Raw genomic sequence first — 21,545 nt, 5'->3', positions numbered from 1 at the left:
TGCGGAGCAGCGACAGCATAAAACGTTTGGTGTAGCCCACAGCACGCGGTGGTCCGGATGCAATCTGTCGCCGCTCCGCGGCTTGTTGGCGGCGTCGGGCGGTGTTCTCCACGCAACCAACCGGCCATCCCAAGCAACAACATCCAACGGCAACACCAAGCCACAACGCCCGACACGCTATCGACCTTGGAAAGTCGAGCGACAGCCGTTCAAGCGACCTTCTTGCCACTGGGCGCTCTCAAATCAAACAAACCAAAGATTTCTTCGCGCGTCAGGCCGCCTGATTTGGCCGGACTGGCGTTGTCCGAGAACAACGCGTCGAACATCTCTCGCTTCTGATCCAGGACATCGGCAATCCGCTGTTCGATCGTTCCCATCGCCATCATACGTGTCACCGTGACCGCGCCCGCGGCTCCCAGACGATGCGCGCGGTTGATCGCTTGATCTTCCACCGCCGGGTTCCACCATCGATCGAACAAGAAAACGTACTCACAGAATTGCAAGTTCAATCCAACGCTCCCTGCGCCATAGCTCATCAGGATCACGCTGCTCTTGGGATCATTCTTGAACTGATCGATCACCGTGTTGCGTTTCTTTTGTGGAATCCTTCCGTGATACTCCAGCGGTCCATAAGGTGCCAACGCGTCGCGTATCTTGTCGAGACTCTTGACCCACTGGCTGAACACGATCGCTTTCTTTCCACTCGCCACGACTTCTTCCATGTCGGCACACAGACGCTCCAGTTTGCAACTGCTGCCCGTGACGGGATCAAAGTTACAGATCTGCTTGAGCCGCAGAACCAATTCAAAAACGTGTTGAATGGTCAGCGATTGTTCCAGTTCCTCCAGGTGAACCACTCCTTCTTTCTCCGCCGCTTCGTAAGTCTGCCATTGTTGCGGTGTCAGGTCTAGGTTTGCATCACGATAGAGCTTGGGCGGCATGTCATCGAGCACCATGTCTTTGGTTCGCCGCAAGATGTAATCCTTGGCTTGACTGGCGATCTGCGGCATCGGTAGCCCGGGACGCATGTAGCCGGGTGACAAGAACTCAAAAATGCCGACCAGATCGTCCGGACAGTTCTCAACCGGTGTACCCGTCAGCGCCCACGCTCGCGTCCTGGGAATCTTTTGAACAATCTGACTCGTCGTGCTGTTGCGATTCTTGATCCGCTGCGCTTCGTCCAACACGACTAGATCAAAATGCAATCCGCTGTCCAACACGATGTCTTCATCCCGCATCAGCAGCTCATAGTTGGCGACTTTGACCGGCACCTGAGGTGATCGCCATTGAAAATCACGTTTCGCCGCGTTGCCTTCGATCGGAGCGATCGGGATCTCCGGCGCCCAAACGCTGAACTCTCTCAGCCAGTTGGTGACCAATGGCTTGGGGCAGACCAACAAGACGTTTCGAACTTCACCGCTACACAGCAATAGCCGAATGGTGCTGATCGCCTGCATCGTTTTTCCCAGCCCCATTTCATCCGCCAAGATCCCCGCGTAGCGAGGAAACAGGAACGTGATGCCGTCGAGCTGATACGGAAACGGTTCGAAGGGAAACTTCAATTGGCCGCTGCCGACCAACAGATCCAGCGGCGGCTGCAACAAGTAGTACAGGCGATCGTGCAGCTTGACGATGTCTTGGGGCGGTTTGATGCGGTTGTGTTTTTGGCGGTTGCCCGTTGCCTGTTTCTTGCGTTTCTCGCGTCCTGCGATCGTTGCTGCATGGTCAGGCTGTGGCAGCCATCGTGCGGCATCGGGAAACACAAATCCGCTGGCGCGTGTTTGCAGCGTTGGCAAGCGTACCGGAATCGAGACAGGCGTGATCGCCGGCACCGACAATTCCAACGTGTCGGCTGGTACCAGAGAATCAGCCGACCACGACCAAGTCGTGTCGATTTCCGCAACGAGTTCAGCTTGCATCGGATTCATGATGATCTTCCTTGAGTGAGACGGTCGCTCGACTTTCCAAGTCGATAGCGTGCGGCAACGCGACACTATCCACCACGTAAAACGCTACCCGCCCAAAATCGGATAGTGCTGTGATCGTGAATCGGACTGCTCAAAGTTTGGTGTTGTTTCTTTTTGGGTTTGCGCAAGTTTATGTCCCTACTGCCCGCGCAGCTGGTGTCCCCCAGTGAGCCTCAGGCGCTAGCCGTGGGCCTGAGGCGGATTGTGGTGCCGGCCCACGGCTAGCGGGCTGTTGATTTAGTGAGTCGCGACGCGTAAGCGGCCGGGCCTACCGCATTGCCCGGTGCCTTACGGCCCACGGCTCACCCTTGCGTTCCCAATTTCGATTTAATCAACAGGCCGCTAGCGCCTGAGGCGGATTGTGGTGCCGGCCCACGGCTAGCGCCTGAGGCTCACTTTGATTGCGATGCATGGAACGAAAACATGGACTGAAAAAACAATGTCAAAACCAAATTTTGAACAGCCCAGCATTTGCCCCCTCACCTCACGCAGCTTGTCGTTGCTGTCTGGCCAACTGCGAATGCGCCTCCCCGATCGCTTCGCGGATCCTCTCAAAGGGTTCCACCGCGTCGGGCAAGTCGTCGTAATCGCTTGCCATCTGCTGCACCATCTCGGTCGACTCCAGAGGAACGCGAAACCGAGCGCCAGCGACTTCCACCACCCCGGCGCCGGCCAACATGTCCTCGGTGATCGGGCCTTCGTTTTCTTCTGCGGCATCACACACCAGGACCACTGGGCGATCGATCATCGTTCCCAGCACCAGCGCTTCGGGTTGGTCACAACACAGCAGTCCGATCGGTGTCTTGGACCGCGTCACCAACAGCTTGCCGATCACGTCACCGATCAAATGCTGTCGCAGCGTGGGTCCGTACAAAATCTCGTGTGAACGTGTCGGCCTGACCGGCAGCGTGCACTGAAACTCCAGTGGGCGTCCGCCTCGATCCAAGATCAACAGCCCACCTGTCCATCCTGTTCGCTCGTCTTCGATCACGGTGTAATAGCCGATGGTTGCCGCTTGACTGGTCGTCATACGTTTCCGTCGAAATGGATTGGGTCATGTCGATGGGCCGGCCTGTCAGCGACTCGCGATCGCGGACAGGAACGCGGGAGGCGTCGCCCAACAACAAGTTCGGCGTTCCGGTCGCAACGACTTTAACGCGCTGGCAAAGGGAAACGCGAAACGAGAAACCTTGCTTGTTTTCCGGAAAACGCGGGGAATTGTTAAGGACCGCGGAGAAAAATCGTTTGTGCGGACCGTTTAGTCGACAAGACCATTTTTCGCGGGTTATACTCGGCCTCATCATCTCATCTCTTTGATCGCTCTCACGTTTCGCCAGGATTCTTTGCATGTCATCTTACGAGCAAGAACCACTTTCGCCGGTTTTTCGAATCGATGTTTCCGCCGAGTCGGATTCGGAGCCCAGGACGCCAGTTTCACAGCAGTCGCACGACCGCGTGACAGGGGATTTGCTGAGACAACTGATCGTAGGGCAACAACAGCAAAACCAACTTCTGCAGGAACTGGTCCAGCAGACCAAAGCCGCTCAGCAGCAGCGAGCTAACGAGTTGCAGCAGTGGAAAAACGCCAATCCGCACCTTTCGCGGGCATGTCGCCGTGCCGCTGAAACGCTCAGCCGCGTGCAAACCCAGTTTTTGGACTCGATGACCGAAGAAATCGAGGAAAACGAAGAATGCTTGGTCGAAGGTGACTTCATGCTAAACGAATTTGTGGATCGATTTGGCCCCCGTTTGGCCCATCTCAATGGGGTCCTACAGGTCCTGGCTCAATTGGGAACCGGCGAACCAACTCCGAACGCCTGATCTGCGGATGCGGATGCGGCCGCGACCAGATAAATCGGAAAACCCCTCGAAAAGTTCCTCAAGTGAACCTTTCGCAAACCCGATGTCTCCGTTACTCTACCGCACCTGCGGAGAGATCTGCAAAAGTCGGTCCGAATCGCACGGCCATTTTCACTGACAATGGCCTGTCGTTTGATAGCGTTTCGGGGCGTAGCTCAGCCTGGTAGAGCGTCTGGTTTGGGACCAGAAGGTCGCACGTTCGACTCGTGTCGCCCCGACTTTGGAATGGGTATTGAAAGCGTCAGCTCAGGCTGACGCTTTTTTTGTGCGCCATCAGCCCGTTGCTCGACTTCCCAACAGCCTGGGGCTTTGTTTCAACCGATGATTCGGGGCTATCTTCGTTGCACGGTGGTCCCCGCCATTTTGTGAATCAGAGCGTCAATCATCGACGGTACTCCGCGCCCATTTCGCTGTCGCAGCTCCGCAGCTTCTGGGCGGACTCGTTTGCAGAAACATGGGGTTGGCACCCCATGCTTTATGCTGCCGCTGCTCCGCAGCTACCCAACGCCGATATTGGATTGCGCAGCAATTCCGTCAGTCGCGGATGCGACGACAGCATACAGCCTGGGGCGCGAGCCCCAGGTGAACATCGCCCGACGCCGCCAACAAGCCGCGGAGCGGCGACAGATTGCATGCGGGACCTCCGCGTGCTGTGGGCTACACCAAACGTTTTATGCTGTCGCTGCTCCGCAGCTTCGTGGATGAACGGGTTGCCCAAAACATGGGGTTGGCACCCCATGCTGTATGCTGCCGCTGCTCCGCAGCTACCCAACGCCGATATTGGATTGCGCAGCAATTCCGTCAGTCGCGGATGCGACGACAGCATACAGCATTGGGCGCGAGCCCCAGGTGAACGACGCCCGACGCCGCCAACAAGCCGCGAAGCGGCGACAGATTGCATCCGTGACCACCGCGTGCTGTGGGCTACACCAAACGTTATATGCTGTCGCTGCTCCGCAGCTTCGTGGATGAACGGGGCGCCCAAAACATGGGGTTGGCACCCCATGCTGTATGCTGTCGCTGCTCCGCAGCTAGCCAACGCCGATATTGGATTGCGCAGCGATTCCCTCAGTCGCGGATGCGACGACAGCATATAGCCTGGGGCGCGAGCCCCAGGTGAACACCGCCCGACGCCGCCAACAAGCCGCGGAGCGGCGACAGATTGCATGCAGGACCACCGCGTGCTGTGCGCTACACCAAACGTTATATGCTGTCGCTGCTCCGCAGCTTCGTGGATGAACGGGGCGCCCAAAACATGGGGTTGGCACCCCATGCTGTATGCTGCCGCTGCTCCGCAGCTAGCCAGCACCGATATTGGATTGCGCAGCAATTCCCTCAGTCGCGGATGCGACGACAGCATATAGCCTGGGGCGCGAGCCCCAGGTGAACACCGCCCGACGCCGCCAACAAGCCGCGGAGCGGCGACAGATTGCATCCGTGACCACCGCGTGCTGTGGGCTACACCAACGTTTTTTGCTGTCGCAGCTCCGCAGCTTCGTGGATGAACGGGTTGCCCAAAACATGGGGTTGGCACCCCATGCTGTATGCTGCCGCTGCTCCGCAGCTAGCCAACGCCGATATTGGATTGCGCAGCAATTCCGTCAGTCGCGGATGCGACGACAGCATACAGCCTGGGGCGCGAGCCCCAGGTGAACACCGCCCGACGCCGCCAACAAGCCGCGGAGCGGCGACAGATTGCATGCAGGACCACCGCGTGCTGTGGGCTACACCAAACGTTATATGCTGTCGCTGCTCCGCAGCTTCGTGGATGAACGGGGCGCCCAAAACATGGGGTTGGCACCCCATGCTGTATGCTGTCGCTGCTCCGCAGCTAGCCAACGCCGATATTGGATTGCGCAGCGATTCCCTCAGTCGCGGATGCGACGACAGCATATAGCCTGGGGCGCGAGCCCCAGGTGAACACCGCCCGACGCCGCCAACAAGCCGCGGAGCGGCGACAGATTGCATCCGTGACCACCGCGTGCTGTGGGCTACACCAACGTTTTTTGCTGTCGCAGCTCCGCAGCTTCGTGGATGAACGGGTTGCCCAAAACATGGGGTTGGCACCCCATGCTGTATGCTGCCGCTGCTCCGCAGCTAGCCAACGCCGATATTGGATTGCGCAGCAATTCCGTCAGTCGCGGATGCGACGACAGCATACAGCCTGGGGCGCGAGCCCCAGGGGTTTGTCGGGTTTGTCGGGGACACAGCACTTCACAAATTGCCGGGCGGGAATCACCAAATCGACGCCCAAACCCGCTATTCCCGCTTCGGCCTCATTTTTCGGACAGATTGGAACAATGAGCTGTCCCCATAAAGTGCTCTGTCCCTGTTTGCTTATCGATTCGATCGAGAAACATGAGACCAGGGTCTGGATATATCGCCATAGCGAAGCCGATGATTCCATCGTCGGCTTTGCTTCCTTATCGGCAACGGGATGGTTGAGATGGCCACCGCCCAATGGGAAAAAGTCTCGACTACTCTACATTCCGCAGCTTGGCCTGGATCACAAGTATCGCGGCAAGCCATCTTCGCCAGAGTACCGCTATTCCAACCAAATCATCGAACACTTGATTGGTCAAGCAAAAAGGGTGGCTGGGCAAATACGAGAAGATAAGCCGCCGAAGAAGCACGTTGAGCTACTAACGCTGCGAGTCCGCCTTCGGGTGACAAGGGTTCGAGCCAGTCGAAAAGTGGGCACCAACAACGGCGGACCACTTGCCATCGATGGGACTTGCTAAGCATCCTGCTTGCCATCAATCGCAAGCTAGAAGCTTACGCCACAATCGAAACGCCCGCGGAGGTACAGGCCACCGAGGGCGTTTCTTCTCGCGCCGCTGTACTGCCTTGTTGGATCTCTATTTCGTCAGCCGGGCGTTGAGTTATAATCCGGTTGGGAAATCAAACCATGAATACAGCACAAAATGTCTACACGATGCTCGGCAACGGATCGCTTTGGGATGTTGCTGCGCGCTGTCATAAGTTGCTGACTGACGCAGGAATCGCATATTCAGTCTGCGGAGGCGTCGCGGTTTGTTTGCATGGATACCAGCGAAACACGACCGATCTGGATCTTGTCATCCGTAGCGTGGATAGTGAAGCGGTTCGCCGCGTCCTATCCGATGCAGGTTTCAGCTGGGAACCAGAGCAAGCTGAGTTTCGCACAGAGGATGGAATTGCCATTCAATTTTTGATTGCCGGTCAGAAAGCGGGCAAAGGAACCGAGGTCTCTGTCTCTGAACCCATTGGTGACCTCAACGTCGAGCAGATCGAAGGACTGTCCGTTGTCCGACTTTCACGTTTGATCGAGATGAAGATCGCGTGCGGCATGAGCAACTTACGGCGAACCCACAAGGACTTTGCCGACGTGGTCGAGTTGATCTCGATTCGGAATCTAGACGGATCGTTTGCTCGGTTTCTGCACAAATCGCTGCGGCCGACGTTTCGTGAATTGGTTCGCAATGCGACTTCCACAGACGAAGAGTGACGTCACGTCGTCAGGCTCGTCTCGACGCGTTTCGCTTCTCAGCATCCAGAAGTCGGTCAACGATTTCCGAGAGAATGCGATCGCGACTTTTGGACGAAAGTGATTTCTCCGAATAGTCAACCTCGTCGGCGGGCTTGTTCTCACGGCCGTTGAACCAACGAATAAGTTCAAGTTTTGTTGGTTGGTTTCTCAAGTTGAATGGAGAGAGCACGGCAGTGCGTTTAACCATGATCAGGCTCCACGGCGCACCGGTTTTGTCGATGGCTTCGTAGGACTGTCCGTCGACAAGGTCGACTCGCAGTAGTTTACCGCACAGTGGCTTCCCCGACCTTGCAGCGATAAGTATTCCGTCAACATCAACAATGAAGGGATACTCCGGACTGCGGAGAAAGTACGCAAACTTATCAAAGTCATTCATTGAGCGATCCTTGAGTGAGTTCGATTCTAGCAGGGACCAGACGAGCGCAACACTCGTTCTCAGGCTCGATAACGTAAATCATCCGCTTGCTCATTTCAAACCTCAACAACAAATCCGTTGTTCTTCAATTTGGCGGCCAGGTTGCAGCAGGAGCAATTGATGAACTGCGTCGCACCGCGACTATACATCCCGTAGTTGCTGATTCCTTTCTCGTCATGCAAATGCCCGAAAGCGTGAATCCTCGGCTTGATCCGTTCTTCGACGTGCCTGCGCAGAGCGGCACAACCGACCTGAACGAGCTCCTTCGATTCGAAGTCGTGCGTGATGTCCAAGACACCTTTTGGCGGACCGTGCGTGATCAGGATGTCCACATCATCGGGAACGGATTGCCAAACGAGATCAAGTTGCCCTCGCTTCTTCATGTATGCCCAATCGTGAAAACGAGGCGTGTACGGCGAACCGAACAACTTCAGCCCGTTCCATTGCATCGTCTCATGGACCAGGAACCGTACACCGGGATACTCCTCCGCGCGGATCAGTCCCTGTTCCACGGCGGTCGAGTGATTCCCCGGCACAAACACCTTGGTTGCGATGTCTAAGCCTGAGTACCAGTCAAAGAACCGTCTCGCCTCGGGTTCATTCATCCAAGCATTTCCATGCGTCGACTCGTCGCCGCAATGAATCACCAAGTCCACCTCAGGAACCTGCAATCCAAGGTGCTCGTTGTGAGTGTCAGAAATGAACCAAATCTTCATGTTGAGATTTCTCGACGTCAATCAGTGCAGTGAACCCAGCGCTGCTCAAGTTCCACAGAATACGGAACCACGCGATGGCCTGACAGTCGATACGCTGATCGAGGTTCAGTGCTTTTCCGTCATGTGATGCGAATTCGTGACTTGGTGGACTGCCCTCCTGAATTCATTCACAACCGTAAGGACCGCCAAGACCGCGACGCCTTCCTTGATCGAGCCCTCAACGCCGCCGGCCTGGCGATTCTGCACATCAAAGCCGCCCGCACCTATTCGATCAGAGAGGTCCAGCAGCGAATCGCGAGTGTTCTGCCAGGCACCGCCTGCACCCTGTCAGCCCCACCGCCATTGCCAGCGGAATCAAGCGAACCTTCTTGCCCAAAATGCCACACGGCAATGGTTCAACGAAAAGCAGCGAAAGGACCACACGCGTGCAAACGCTTCTGGGCTTGCACCAATTACCCTAGGTGCCGCGAGATCATCGGAATCGACTAAGTTACTGAATTTTTTCAAGCCATCAATCATCGTCGTCGCTCTCGTCCGCCGCGATTGATTCCAGGTACTCGATACGGACGTCTTTAAGTGAACGTTTGGGTTTCTCCTCGACCAAGAAGAAATACCAACCGTTGATCGATCCAGCGCCGGTAATCGCCTTCGCTGCTTCAGTCGGGCTCGAATGAAATTGCCCCGCGACTTCAATACGCCCATCCGAAAGAAGTACGCCCGTCTGATTACGGTACTTTTTCCGTCTGGGTATGAGAGTGATACCGGTTTGCAGAACCTTTGCTGCGATCAGGTCACTCAAGTCGACTCGGTGTCGTGGTCGAACAACTTGGTTTCCGAAGCCGGATTGATGTCCCTCCGGCGTCGTCCAAACTTTAATGATCAGATCAGCAAGGGCTTCGTTGCGAGCACGAATCATTGACTCATTCCACGACTCCTTGGCTGTCTTCAGTAGCTCGCGGTTGATAAAGAGCACGTCGTGCCCATCCAATCCCTGACGTTTCCCGCTTTCTCCTAGCCAGGGGCCATTCGACACCTTGCTGTTGAGTCTCGAAGTAAGCAAAGTCAAATTGCCGATCGTATGGATCAAGGCTTCTCGTTCGCCTTCGCTTCTCAATCCGCCGGGCAACGGCCAATGTGTCGTCCATTTTCGTGGCATGACATGCTCAATCGCCAGCTTGCCTCGCGAGACCCTCTCATTCCCAAGCCCCGCATTCGGCCCCGACCAGCCTCGCAAATGATCTTCTATTGCCTCGAGTACCATTCGCAAACGTCCACGCCCTAAACGTCGGTAAACGGGCAACACTTTGAGTTCTTCACGAATCTCGTTGTCGTCAGGCCAATAGCGACTATTGCTGTCTTGCTTCAGCAGAAAACTCTCGATTGCATCGCCGATTTCCTCACGGCTTTGTTCACGTAGATGCCGGATCAATTCGGCAATGACTAAGTTGTAGTTCTTCGTCGTCGCTCTCATCAACATTCTACGAACCATCCAGCTTTCGATGACTTCAAGCGACTTCAACAGCTGCTCGCTGGGAATGGCCGCCAACTGTGGATCGAGCAGGAACATGACTAGCGGCTTAACCACTTCGCTTTCCAAAACTCCTGTTCGGTAAGCAAATAAGCCAACTCGGTCGATCGATCCTGTCAGCACACCGCCTCGCTCCGTGAAGTCGCGATAGACATCAGCGGCAGCTTTGATTTGCACCAAGAGTGTGCCCATCGGCTCGCCCGATTCGTCCGCGTAGAGCTTGAATCGGGAAAAGACTTCGCGCGCGACGACCTCCTCGCCCGTTTTTGAGATCAACCAATGGTTCAAAAAAATCGCAGATCTTGGATAGAAGGATCGTCCAACGCTGATCTCTTTCTCCCAAAACGCTGATTCAAAATGTCGCCAATATTGAATGTACGCCTTCTCGACATCTGCTCCTGTTTCCATCAGGCGTTGAAAGATAAAGTTCTTGATCAGGTCTGCCGCAGTTAGCGATGCACCACGTGCGTTCAAGGTCTCAAAAATCTCTTGGGCGTTCTCCTCAGCGTTTAGATCAATCACAACGATCTGGAGCAGGTCACGTACAGCAGTTTCAATGGCGGACGCACGAGAAAGAATGTTTTCGGGCCCGGCTTCGCGTAGCCAAGCCGCGGCTGACTGGGAAAAATACCGGTGTGCGCCCACCATTCGCTGGTCGTCGAATCCGACGGCTGCATAGTCCAGCGGTAGCGGAGCCGACATCACGGCGTTAAATGCGGGTCGGTCTCGGTTCGTTGGCCAGACTTTGAATTGATCCTCCGGATTCACGCGGAATGGCTCCGCATTGACGATCAATGTTTCGAGACGCATTGCTGGCGCGGTAGCATCGGCGGCGACCAATTCCGCGTGCAAAGCGTCGAAAAGCAACTGCAATGTCGTCAGTCGCTGCTGGCCGTCAATGATCGTCCGCTCCTGCATCGTGCCGGCGGCATTGGGCGTTTGCTGCAGTACGACTGCACCGAGGAAGTGTGGATAATGCTTGGCGGCCGGTTGTTCCAATACTCGGGTAGCCATCCGCACAACGTCCATCCAGAGCGGTTCCCACTGGTTCTCCTCGTTCCAAACATACGGCCGCTGAAACAAGGGCACCACCAATCGCTGTGGGTGCATAAAGATCAATTGAGGTGTCCGAACTTGTGTTTCCACTGCTGTGTCCTGCTACGAATCATTTTGCGACAGTAAGAACCAGCAATCATATCGAATAATCATCACTTCGGTGAACGCCCCGGCCTTGGGAGCAGCGATCAATCAGAGACAGGAGAAAACGCTGAAACCGACTACAAGCACAACGTTCTTGTCTACGGGTTTGGCGAGGCGCTTTGAAGTGGCTGCAAGCAACAGCAGCTAGACAAGTAGACACAGGAAGGGACTGTCCGTCGCACTTCGTCTTGTCGGTGAGTGGTATGTGGCCAACACACGCTACGCGGCGCAAGCCGTCGCCGGCTCAGCGACAACGAAAGCTGGATCTCCACGGGGCGACGATGCGGCTACGGCCAAAGCGGTTCCACTGGCGTGATTACCCAATGGGAGAAGTTCAAGAAGACCCAACGTGGACACGGCATCGACGATCCTAAGCCCGTCTGCATCGACATCCAACCCTACGGGACCAGCTAGGCACCCGAGCGAAACGACATCCTGAACATCGGCGGCTTCAGTGACGCCGTGTTCAACGTCGTCTCGTCATTCCTAGAAAACGACGCATCCCGCTTCGTCCGCGAAGTCGAATCCATCGAACTGTAAGTCGAACGACGAACGAAGCCGAAACGCCCGCAGAGGAGAAATATCCTGAAAGCGTTTTTTGTTTTTCCTGAGGACGGTGTGCTCAACCGGTGGGTGGCAAAAGTGTCTCAGTTGGCTATGAGTAGTCATGAAGGTCAATGGGGAACTCCGCTGACGTTTGACCTTGGAAATCACTGAGGTCTACCATTTCTCCATTCACATAGATGTCAACGTCGTCTGGGACGTCGAGTTGAACGGTCAAAACCTGGGGGTCAACGGAAACCTTATGCCTTTGACCTGCGCTGTCTGGTTGAACAGCAAGGAGTTTCGAGCCATCGACTGAAGGAGCAAGTTCGGCTTGATCGCAAACGATTGGAGGCCGAGAAATCACGGCTCGATACCGCCGAAGATCAAGAAGCCGCGAGATGCAAATTGGCTGTGCTGCAAAAAGCGAGAGCTGAGAAGGAGGGTGAGTTGAGGCAATACGACGCGTACTTAGACGACTGGTCGAAACGCGAACTTCTGCAGAACGAACTTGCCACCGCGCAAGGGAATTTTGATGACGCCGATGCGAGGGTAAAGAATGCTGACCAACTCGTTGAAAAATTGAGTGAAAACCTTGAACGGATCCGTCGTCGAAACGTAGGGCTAACGGACACACGGCGGCAACTCAACGATGCGGTTGTTGCGTTTAATGATCAGTTCCGTAACTGTGGATTAATTCTTCCAGAGTCGAGAGTGTCTCGACCAGATGAGTTCAGCGACTCTGATGAACAACAGTGCCAGGACGCCTCGAAACAGGTAGTCAAGAAGCTCAAAGAGCTGACCGGTGTTCTAAAGACGCGGGCACCAATCGAACACGAACTATCTGGCTTGGAACGTCGAATCACCGACACCGCACGGAAAACGAAATCAGAACCGCGATATTTCAATGATCGTGATGAAGAATGGAATGCGTTGACTGAGGAAGCTTTTGCAGCCGAACAGATGGAAGCCTCCGTTCAAAACGCGTGGGACCAGCTCTTCAAGCCGCTTGGTGCTCGAATGAAGGGAATTGTCGATGGAATCGAACGCATCAAACGCGCTGTCGAGAAACTGCAAAGTGGTTTGCGAAAATTTCAAGTCAGCAACCTTGCGGCGGTGGAAATTTCGGTCGTCGAGGTTTCCGATCTGTTCAACTCGATTGAAGCTTTAGCAGCTGCGGATAGTCTGTTCAATGATCCAGAGCAAATTGAACAAGCCAAGAAGAAACTCAAGCGAATGATCGAGGATTCTCAGGTCATTGAAATTGAATCTCTGTTTGAACTGAAGATTCGCATCCAAGAAACTGGTGGCTCGTGGCGTGCCGCAGGTTCGCTGGACGAGATTGGTAGCACCGGAACCGGAATGACAGTCAAAGCGATGATTTTCATTCAGCTTATTCGTGCGATCGCGCCCGACAGTGACTACCGCATGTTCTTTTATATCGACGGTGTGGGCGAACTCGATGACGGAAACCTAAGTGCCACCGCTCAGCTTGCGGTTGGTCAAGGAATTCTACCCATTACTGCCGATCCCCGTTTGCACCTGGAACCGCTCGCCCATCCGCGTGTCACCGTTTACAGCCTTGGCCAATACCCGCAAAATCACGAGGCGAGTGGTCAGTTTTACATCGAGACCACGCAAACCTACCACGCTGAGAAATCCCAGATGGTCGAGGCAACGGAGACCGAGCGTGCGTAGCGATGAGATAACGCTTCTACGAAAGCTGCAAGAGCAAACCGATGGTGTTGCTGAGTCGTCGCTGCGAAAAGGAACACAAGTTCTGGTCAACCGTCTGCATGCCTGTGGTGCCGTTCAGTGGGAACGGGGTAAGAGTGGCCGCGGTCGTAGACTGCGTATCTCCAGCGTGGCTGCGTTCGACGCGCTGGTACACGACGAACTTCCCCAGGGTCTCAACTTTAGCGAGGATCTTGTCCAGGATCACGCGTCAGCGGTCGAATTGCGCGGCGACGCAAAGGCGTTCGCAGGCTCGATTGCCGAGGCGGTGCTGCTTCGGACAATTAAACCGGGCATTGTCATTCAGCGAACTACCAGCGTTACGTCGGTCTCGATCAGTGAGCTATCCGAGATTGCTGGTTGTGCAGCAATTTCGATAACTGACGATTCTGACTGGGAGTTTTCAGGAACGATTACGGTCATCGAGAACGCAGACACATTCTGGCGTTACGAATTAGTGTTGCCTGGAACTGATCTTGCGATCTACAGCGCAGGACGAATGTCGTCCCGATTGCTTCGATGGCTGGCATCGCCCCCGATGCAATCCTGTCAGATTCTGCACTGGGGAGACTATGATCCGGTTGGCATCGACGAATACATCAGACTCTACGACGCGTGTGGAGCTCGAGTTTGTTTGCATGTCCCGGATGACATCAATGAACTAATTTTGAAGTATGGAAAGAGATCATTGATTCAGTCGAACCTCAACGTATTGAAGAGAATCTGCAATCGACACGAAGTTCCAAATGTTCTGCGGATGACTGAATTATTTGACCTTCATCATCGGGGACTCGAACAGGAAATTTTGATTGGTAAACAGTTTCCGAATTTCGGCTAGCAATTGAACGCAACCGTTTTGCCTAATTCTAGTTCCCGGCCAGCTAGACCAAAACACTGCGCGGCGGCGACCGGAACACTTCTTTACGGTGCCAGCCCACGAAGCTGGACGATGGGAGATAGTCAGGCCGCTGTGGTTTGCGAATCGCATGTCCATGGTGGGTGAGAAGCCAGTTAGCCATTCCTTCGGTCCCATGCACCGATTCAGATACCAGCAAAATGTGTTCATCGGTGAGGCCAATCGCCCCGCGATCGAACAACTTGTGATGTAGCGAACAAAGCGATAAACCGTTTTCGACTGTGTCGGGGCCGTGTGCTTGGTGCCACTTGATGTGAGCGGCTTCGAGTCCTAACTCGCGCCCCCCCATTCGCAGATCAAGTCCACAGATTGCACAGCGATATTCGTATGCTTGCAGGACCAGCTCGCGAAACTTTGGATCACGTTTGCGTCGTTGCGTGAATTCAATTGCGTCGAGCAATCCGACAGATTCGAGAATATCTTGATGAAGTGAATCCGGGAAACTCTTTTCCAGCAGTTCGGTCGCGATTTGCTTTATCAGCGTTCTATCTTGGTTGATTGCCTCAAATAGCTCGGCCGTCAATCCGCCCGCAACTCCATGCCGAATTAGTTCGCTCTTTTTCGCGTCAGTCTGTCCATGTCGTTTCTCGACTGCGTCGGCGTTTTCGAGGTCCCAAACGCCGTCGTTTTGCAGTCGCCAAAACGGATATTCGCTGTGGTACGACTTTCGTGGTGGACCGAATAGTTCAAGCAATTCTTGGAGCGGTCGATCAAATTCGGCGTAGGGGATGAGACGATCGGCACCGTCGACGTATCGACCGAACGCGAGCAAGAGAAGCAGCGGCTTGTGCGGTGCTCGTTCATCGCCTCGTTGCCAGACTTTCAATTTTCGGAAGCGGTCAAGAACTTCATTATTCATGCGACAAAGCACTTTGAGCGGTGCCAAGCCAGATTCTTGGCCATCGGCCAGAGTCGTTCGTCCCGTGGGAGAATGAGTTGCTTTCCGGCCATCGAAGCGAGCGATTCCTGCGTTGGGCACGCTTCGTCAAAGGCGTCCTTGGAAACGATGACTCGGTAGTCATCGTCGATACTCCAGAGTCCGAGGTCGAAGAGCCAGTGGGCGTTCTTGCAGAGGGCGATTCCGTTCTGGGGATCGTCATTTCGGGAACGGGCGAACTGGTGTATGTGCGCGGCGTCGACGATCGAGTGACCGGTGATTGTAGTGATGCGATATCCCGTTAGTGCACAGGTATGGCAATAGGCGGCGACGACATCAACTCGAAACCGAGCCGTGCGACCTTCGGCGCGGGCCTCCTTGTCGGCTGTGATCGCGAGGTCGTCGAGGACGGTAGAGTCTTCCGGTGGTTCGATTCCAGTAAGCTCATAGAGTGCAACCTGCTCAGCATGCTCGAAATAGTTTGAGATTAAGGTGTACCCGGCAGCCTGCCGGAAATCAGCTGATTGAAGGGCTACGAAAAATTCGTCAGACAACCTAATTGTGGTTGTAGAGTCGCAGTGCATAGATTCAGTGCCGTCAGCTTTGAGCGTTGTCCAGAGTTTTGACGACCGTGTGTGGTGAAAGGGCAGCCTAACGTCAGGTGGTTGAGTGCGCCGGTGCGCAACAATTGACCAGTAAACGGAAAAGCGGAAGGCGATATCGGGCGTTAGTGAAAGCTCTTGTGTCACCAGCAGACCGGACTTTGCAAGTTCTAACATGACGAGGAGCAATAGTGGTTTGTGCGGCGCAACACCTTTCGACCGATCGACGCGCAGCTTCGCGAGCTTTTTGATTATTCCGGCAAGTTGGTTTGTCACAAAAGCATTCTCGTTTCGGATTCAAGTTTCTTCGGCTTGTTCGGAATTCTATGGAATCTCGTCGCGATTTGCAGCGAGACTAACGTCATTCGCCAACTTTATTTCGTTCGTTACTCTTTTCCACGACTCAGTTGGCAACGCGGACAAGATGCTGGATAGCCACGAAGCGGTTAGTTCGTCGAAATTTTCTGGAAGGCGATAACGAGCTCTTCGCACCAACTTCAATGCGCGGATGGATCGCGATAGTTCACGCTGAATGGCTTTTGATGCAGCCTGTTTCTGAGCTTGCGTGGTCAATTCGGTCGCGTCTCTGTATCGCATTGTTCTATAGCGGAAATCAATTGGGCCATTACAATCGCTCCACGATGGAGGACCCTTGCACTTGCAGTCCCGGCAAATGTCGACTTCGGATTTCCCAAGTGTCCGCTCGCAGACACCGCAAACTTTTTGCCTCTTTTCAACCATACCTCTTCTCCAAGCCACGATTGTTTTTTGACCCCCTGCGGTAACGACTCAACAAGCGATTCATCAGTCACTCCCAAGTAGGCGTAGTAAGACCTTCGCAGTGAGATCAATGGAAGCAGCGGACTTTGTCATTCGCCCGCCGAGCATTACTTTTCCCTCCCACACCCTAGTGTTGCTGCGAGACCAGTCGATGCTTTTAAGCTTGGCGAGCCTGCGTGTCCAAGTCTTGGGGTAACGGTCAACAATGACAGCGCCAGCCGTTGCGATGGCACACAAAGCTACGCCGTGCGCGTGGACAGTTTGCTTACGGAGTTCGACGCGCGGCGTATCCGACGTCCAATCAGGCATTGCGTCTTGGACGGTCTGCCAGAACGCGACCGCGAACCCGGCTTGGTCTTCCAGCGACTGATCTTGCTGCGCTGCAAGCAGAATTTCATTGGCTTGGTACAACGCGCTGAACGTAAACAGGTTTCTTGAACGGTTGGAGATCGTCGTCTTTACCATTTCGATCGCATCGGTGAACGCGGAGACATTCGCGATGACTTCGCGAGTGACGTTGGCGATTGGGTCGGCGGAATCGCTGACGATCCGTTCCGCGCGACCTGACTTGCGTTGATTCGCCTTGATGTCTCCAAAGCGTCTGTCGCATCCGTTGCGGTCGGCATAAATCACCACAGGAAGAGTTTCACTGGCGAGGTGAGGTTCTTCGGCTACGGTTCTGGCAATCGCGTGGAGGCGATACTGGCCGTCATGAATTTTCAATGATGCGTCCATTGGCAGCATTAGCGTTCCAGCCGTGACGCCCGTATCAGAATCGCATAGCGACACGAAATCGCAGTCTCCCGCGGTCGACAGCGTGACTGCAGGAAGAACGTACGTTTCCTCGTATTTGGTTATGTATTGAGAGATCGCCCTCGTTCGATCTCGATCTAGTGGCTCCACGCCGGCATTGATTGCGTTCGGTTCAAGCAGTTTCGCGAGAACTCCGAATGGGATCGCCGTTGTGAAATAGGGCTGACCAGCTTGGAACGAACGGATCGCTGGCAGGCTATAGGTAAAGCCAGTTGTCTTTCGGCGTGTTGTTCGTTTTCTTCCCATTTCTGCATTCTACATAATTGACCTATTCGCTGGAAGTCTCTAGGCTCTAAACGGAAGTGGCAGCGGGCACTTCCGGGGTTTCCTCTGGCGATAAGTTATTTCAGCGATGGTACGGGAAAAGCAAATTGCGTTCGGCGGCAAAGGGATGAAGGTTGCCATCACGGAATTGATCGAGGAAGTGCAAGAACTTTACCTGGCCGATCAAATTCCGTGGGTCGTTGGGTATAGCGGTGGCAAGGATTCAAGCGCTGTTTTGCAGCTTGTTTGGCTAGCCGTCTCGCGATTGCCTGTCGAGCAAAGAACGAAGCAGATTCACGTCATCTCGACGGATACGTTGGTCGAGCAACCGCTGGTCGCGGTTTGGGTCGATGCGTCACATGCCAAAATGAGAGAAGCGGCCACTGAGCAAGGCGTTCCGCTCACTCCGCATAAGCTAGTACCAGACGTGAAGGACACCTTTTGGGTCAACCTGATCGGAAGGGGCTACCCGAAGCCAACGACGCAGTTCCGTTGGTGTACTTCGAGGATGAAAATCAATCCGTCAAACAATTTCATCCGGCAGGTGGTGAGAGAGAACGGCGAAGCGATGCTTGTTTTGGGCACGCGCAAGGCAGAGAGCCAGCGACGTGCGCGGAACATGGAGAAACACGAAAAGCACCGGTATAGGGACCGCATATCGCCGAATGCTGCGCTCCCGAACTCGCTTGTCTATTCGCCGATCGAGGATTGGAATAACGACGAGGTTTGGCAGTTTCTTTTGCAGGTAAAGAATCCCTGGGGGCATACCAACAAGTCGCTGATGGGCATGTACCAGGGAGCTTCCGCCGACAACGAATGTCCAGTCGTTTTGGATACTTCGACGCCTAGCTGTGGAAGCAGCCGATTTGGCTGTTGGGTTTGTACCGTCGTCGATAAGGATCGCTCCATGGAAGCGATGATTAAGAACGACGATGAAAAATTTTGGATGCAACCTCTCTTAGATCTCCGAAATGAATTGGCGTGTGACGAGGAAGGACTTCGCGATGTAGAGCTTGTCCAGATCGGTTTGACGAAGAAAGAAATTTCCGAACTCGGTAAGACCGACAGAAAGGGAAAGCCAGTTCGCCTGAGCAAGGAGAATCGTGGCAAGGTCGAGCGAAACCGCCGGGACTTCAGGCGGATCGACGGACGAGTGCAGCTATTTAACGGCAAGACGATCCCCGGTCCTTACCGTAAGAATTGGCGAGAGTATTGGCTCAAACGAGTGCTTGAGGTCCAGCAAGGTATTCGCGAAAACGGTCCGAAGGAGATGCGTGAGATAGAACTGGTTTCTACCGCAGAGATGCACGAGATTCGCAGGATATGGCTTTACGAAAAGCACGAATACGATGACACGTTGCCGGATATCTTCAAGCAAGTTACCGGCGAGGAATTTCCAGTAGTCCGTGGCGACGATCAATTGTTGGATCGAGAAGACTGGGATCGGCTCAAAGATATCTGCAGTGCGGACGACGTATTTTTTCAGCTCCAAACGGAGCTGTTGGACATTGAGAGAGAATTTCGCGGTATGACTCGCCGCGCAGGAATATACGAGGCGATCGAGAAGCGACTCAAGGCGGCTCGGTTTTCCGATGGCGAGGAAGCGTTCGCCGCTCGTGACGCCGAGCAAAAGCGTGCGGAAGAAATTCGGGATTTGCGAACAATACGAAAAGACAAACCTGAGAACACAAAAGGGTCTAAGAAAAGATCAGGGGCAAAAGTTTCGAACGTGAGCTCGGCTCAGCAAAATCTCTTCGATCAACAGTCCCTTGAGGAGAATGAATAGATGCAGCTACTCGAACTATCCCTCTATAACTTTTGCCTTTACCGTGGTGAGCAGACTTTCAACCTCAGTCCCGATCACCGCAATGGAAAACCGAAGCCAGTCATTTTGGTCGGTGGGATCAACGGCGGTGGCAAGACTTCATTCTTCGACTCGATCTTGCTCGCGCTTTATGGTTCGCGCGCTAATTGCTCGAAACGATCAAACCAGAGCTATGGTGAGTTCCTGACGGACTGCATCCATCGGGGTGTTGATCCTGCAGATGGAGCGTCCATATCTCTAAAATTCCAGTATGTTTCGGAAGGTGTGGAGCGGATCTACGAGATCCGACGTCGCTGGAACGTTAAGAAGACTCTTCGGGAACATCTGGAAGTCTATTGCGATGGTGCGAAGCACGCAGACTTCTCCAAGAACTGGAATCACGTCGTGGAAGAAATTGTTCCGATCGGCGTCTCTCAGCTTTTCTTCTTTGATGCCGAAAAGATCCGGTTTATTGCTGACGACGAATCAACAAGTGACGCGTTGGGATCAGCGATCAAGTCCCTACTAGGGCTGGACCTTGCCGAACGTTTGATCGCGGATATGAAGGTCGTTCAGATGAAGCTCGCCGAACGTCAGATATCCAGCAGTGATCGAGAGGCCGTCGATGAGTGGAAAGGTGAGCTGGAACTCATTCGCGAGGAGTTGAAGTCGCACAAACAGGACTGCGGGGCTGCACGAAATAGCGTTGGTATTGCGGCCAAGGATTTGGCGAAGGCTGAAGAACGATTCGCTCGCATAGGTGGCAAGCACTGGGACGAGCGAAACGATAATGAAGCCAAGAAAAGAGAGCTTGCCGTCAAGAAAGCTGGTATCGAGTCTTCTTTGATTGGGCTCGCCAGCGGTAGCCTGCCTCTGGCAGTGATTCCGGATCTGTTGAAATCCGTTGACGAGTTCGATATGGACGGCCGGTCATATCAGCAGTTGCTGCAGGCTGGTGAGGCCCTCGACTCACATGACAAGGCGATTTTATCCGAACTAAGAGATCATGGGATCCAAGCAAATGTCTTGGAGTCAATTGAAATGGTCCAAGCGAAAAGACGACAGCTTCGAGCTGACGTTCAGGAGCCTGAACATTCGATACATTTGTCTGAAGGTTCACGCAACGCTTTGTCGTCGTTGATGACGACAGAGTTGGAACGTCTAAAAAAACAGGGCGATTCTTTGGTATTCGACTTGGAGCAAACCAGTGCGGAGCTGGACCTGATTCGCAGGCAACTTGCTTCCACTCCCAAAGAAGCAGAGATAAAGGATGTCGCAGAAAAACTGAAAGCGGCCGTTCGTGCGCATGCCGAGGCCGAATCAGAACTGAAGCGTCTTGAGCAAGCGTGTGATGAGAAAATTCGCGAGCGAGAAGAAGTTGAAAGCAAGATCGAGGAGAAGCTCCTTCGCACAAATGCGGAGCAAGTTGCTTCAGATGATGCAGAACGAATGTCACAGCTTTCGGATCGTACGCGTGATACGATGAAGGTATTTCTTGAGCAATCAACCGCGGCAAAGATTGATCGGCTTTCAGCAAATATTCTCGAAGCATTTCAGTATTTGCTCCGCAAGAAGTCGCTTGTTAGTTCGATTTCCATCGACCCAGTGGATTTCTCGATAACTCTCCTCGACTCCGATGGATTGATGATTCCTAAGCAGCGACTTTCCGAGGGGGAGAAGCAAATGTTTGCCATCTCAGTTCTATGGGGACTTGGGCGAGCGTCGAATCGTAGGCTGCCGGCAATCATCGATACTCCGATGGCTCGTCTCGACGCCATGCATCGCGAGAACTTGTTGACGCGATACTTCCCTGCAGCGAGCCATCAAACGATCATTCTTTCAACTGACACGGAGGTCGATGAAACATTCTACGAAGCACTGGAGCCCAATGTGGCGCGCGCGTACCATCTGAATTACGACGAAAAGACAAAGCAAACAATCGTTGAACAAGGCTACTTCTGGCATCACGAAGAAGCGGAGGCCGTTTAGGAACTGTT

At 54.1% G+C, this 21,545-nt stretch carries 17 protein-coding genes and 1 tRNA gene; 10 read left to right on the top strand and 8 right to left on the bottom strand.

Annotation, left to right across the window (positions count from 1 at the left end; translation table 11 throughout):
- Window positions 1–209: 209 nt before the first annotated feature.
- Window positions 210–1,928, bottom strand: a complete 1,719-nt coding sequence (locus Pla52nx_RS14500; protein WP_146520981.1) for a DEAD/DEAH box helicase — start codon at window positions 1,926–1,928, stop codon at window positions 210–212.
- Between the two features lie 523 nt (window positions 1,929–2,451).
- Window positions 2,452–2,997: a hypothetical protein gene (locus Pla52nx_RS14495; protein WP_146520982.1), complete on the bottom strand. Its 546-nt coding sequence runs from the start codon at window positions 2,995–2,997 to the stop codon at window positions 2,452–2,454.
- A gap of 317 nt (window positions 2,998–3,314) precedes the next feature.
- Between Pla52nx_RS14495 and Pla52nx_RS14490 the strand changes: the two genes are divergently transcribed.
- The 4 genes from Pla52nx_RS14490 to Pla52nx_RS14475 all read left to right on the top strand — a co-directional run bounded on the left by Pla52nx_RS14490 (window position 3,315) and on the right by Pla52nx_RS14475 (window position 7,314).
- Complete coding sequence (locus tag Pla52nx_RS14490; RefSeq protein ID WP_146520983.1) at window positions 3,315–3,788, top strand: hypothetical protein; 474 nt, start codon at window positions 3,315–3,317, stop codon at window positions 3,786–3,788.
- Window positions 3,789–3,971: 183 nt separating this feature from the next.
- A tRNA-Pro gene (locus Pla52nx_RS14485) sits at window positions 3,972–4,045 on the top strand.
- 2,082 nt (window positions 4,046–6,127) lie between these two features.
- Window positions 6,128–6,568 (top strand): hypothetical protein, encoded by a 441-nt coding sequence (locus Pla52nx_RS14480; protein WP_146520984.1) that lies wholly within the window; start codon window positions 6,128–6,130, stop codon window positions 6,566–6,568.
- Window positions 6,569–6,735: 167 nt separating this feature from the next.
- Window positions 6,736–7,314, top strand: a complete 579-nt coding sequence (locus tag Pla52nx_RS14475) for a nucleotidyltransferase domain-containing protein (protein ID WP_146520985.1) — start codon at window positions 6,736–6,738, stop codon at window positions 7,312–7,314.
- Between the two features lie 10 nt (window positions 7,315–7,324).
- On the opposite strand, the gene Pla52nx_RS14470 is transcribed toward Pla52nx_RS14475, so the two are convergent.
- Window positions 7,325–7,732 (bottom strand): hypothetical protein, encoded by a 408-nt coding sequence (locus Pla52nx_RS14470; RefSeq protein WP_146520986.1) that lies wholly within the window; start codon window positions 7,730–7,732, stop codon window positions 7,325–7,327.
- Window positions 7,733–7,827: 95 nt separating this feature from the next.
- Window positions 7,828–8,487 carry a metallophosphoesterase family protein gene (locus tag Pla52nx_RS14465; RefSeq protein ID WP_146520987.1) on the bottom strand — a complete coding sequence of 220 codons (660 nt, stop codon included), beginning with the start codon at window positions 8,485–8,487 and terminating at the stop codon, window positions 7,828–7,830.
- Here Pla52nx_RS14465 and Pla52nx_RS14460 point away from each other — a divergent pair.
- Entirely contained in the window at window positions 8,471–8,614 is a 144-nt protein-coding gene (locus tag Pla52nx_RS14460) for a hypothetical protein (RefSeq protein WP_342190405.1), read from the top strand. The genes Pla52nx_RS14465 and Pla52nx_RS14460 overlap by 17 nt on opposite strands.
- Window positions 8,614–8,976, top strand: a complete 363-nt coding sequence (locus tag Pla52nx_RS32940) for a topoisomerase DNA-binding C4 zinc finger domain-containing protein (RefSeq protein ID WP_425289853.1) — start codon at window positions 8,614–8,616, stop codon at window positions 8,974–8,976. The genes Pla52nx_RS14460 and Pla52nx_RS32940 overlap by 1 nt, the downstream gene beginning before the upstream one ends.
- 22 nt (window positions 8,977–8,998) lie before the next feature.
- On the opposite strand, the gene Pla52nx_RS14455 is transcribed toward Pla52nx_RS32940, so the two are convergent.
- Complete coding sequence (locus Pla52nx_RS14455; RefSeq protein WP_146520989.1) at window positions 8,999–11,161, bottom strand: GmrSD restriction endonuclease domain-containing protein; 2,163 nt, start codon at window positions 11,159–11,161, stop codon at window positions 8,999–9,001.
- 1,311 nt (window positions 11,162–12,472) lie between these two features.
- On the opposite strand from Pla52nx_RS14455, the gene Pla52nx_RS14450 reads away from it, so the two are divergent.
- Both Pla52nx_RS14450 and Pla52nx_RS14445 read left to right on the top strand, forming a co-directional pair.
- Complete coding sequence (locus Pla52nx_RS14450) at window positions 12,473–13,456, top strand: hypothetical protein (RefSeq protein ID WP_231742087.1); 984 nt, start codon at window positions 12,473–12,475, stop codon at window positions 13,454–13,456.
- A complete protein-coding gene (locus tag Pla52nx_RS14445) occupies window positions 13,449–14,330 on the top strand; it encodes a Wadjet anti-phage system protein JetD domain-containing protein (protein ID WP_197454718.1) in 882 nt (293 codons plus the stop codon). The genes Pla52nx_RS14450 and Pla52nx_RS14445 overlap by 8 nt, the downstream gene beginning before the upstream one ends.
- Before the next feature lie 43 nt (window positions 14,331–14,373).
- On the opposite strand, the gene Pla52nx_RS14440 is transcribed toward Pla52nx_RS14445, so the two are convergent.
- From Pla52nx_RS14440 to Pla52nx_RS14430, 3 genes are all read right to left on the bottom strand, one after another.
- Window positions 14,374–15,267, bottom strand: coding sequence for a phosphorothioated DNA-binding restriction endonuclease (locus Pla52nx_RS14440; protein ID WP_146520991.1), 894 nt, complete (start codon window positions 15,265–15,267; stop codon window positions 14,374–14,376).
- Window positions 15,264–16,163, bottom strand: a complete 900-nt coding sequence (locus tag Pla52nx_RS14435) for an HNH endonuclease (protein WP_146520992.1) — start codon at window positions 16,161–16,163, stop codon at window positions 15,264–15,266. Before Pla52nx_RS14435 ends, Pla52nx_RS14440 begins: the two co-directional genes overlap by 4 nt.
- Window positions 16,164–16,691: 528 nt before the next feature.
- Window positions 16,692–17,726, bottom strand: coding sequence for a DNA sulfur modification protein DndB (locus Pla52nx_RS14430; protein WP_146520993.1), 1,035 nt, complete (start codon window positions 17,724–17,726; stop codon window positions 16,692–16,694).
- 106 nt (window positions 17,727–17,832) lie between these two features.
- On the opposite strand from Pla52nx_RS14430, the gene dndC reads away from it, so the two are divergent.
- Together dndC and dndD are read left to right on the top strand one after the other, a co-directional pair.
- Window positions 17,833–19,530 carry a DNA phosphorothioation system sulfurtransferase DndC gene (gene dndC / locus Pla52nx_RS14425; protein ID WP_146520994.1) on the top strand — a complete coding sequence of 566 codons (1,698 nt, stop codon included), beginning with the start codon at window positions 17,833–17,835 and terminating at the stop codon, window positions 19,528–19,530.
- Window positions 19,531–21,537 carry a DNA sulfur modification protein DndD gene (gene dndD, locus Pla52nx_RS14420; RefSeq protein ID WP_146520995.1) on the top strand — a complete coding sequence of 669 codons (2,007 nt, stop codon included), beginning with the start codon at window positions 19,531–19,533 and terminating at the stop codon, window positions 21,535–21,537.
- Window positions 21,538–21,545 lie beyond the last annotated feature (8 nt).

It is taken from the genome of Stieleria varia (assembly GCF_038443385.1).
GTDB lineage: Bacteria > Planctomycetota > Planctomycetia > Pirellulales > Pirellulaceae > Stieleria > Stieleria varia.
This window is presented reverse-complemented; position numbering and strand designations above follow the sequence as displayed.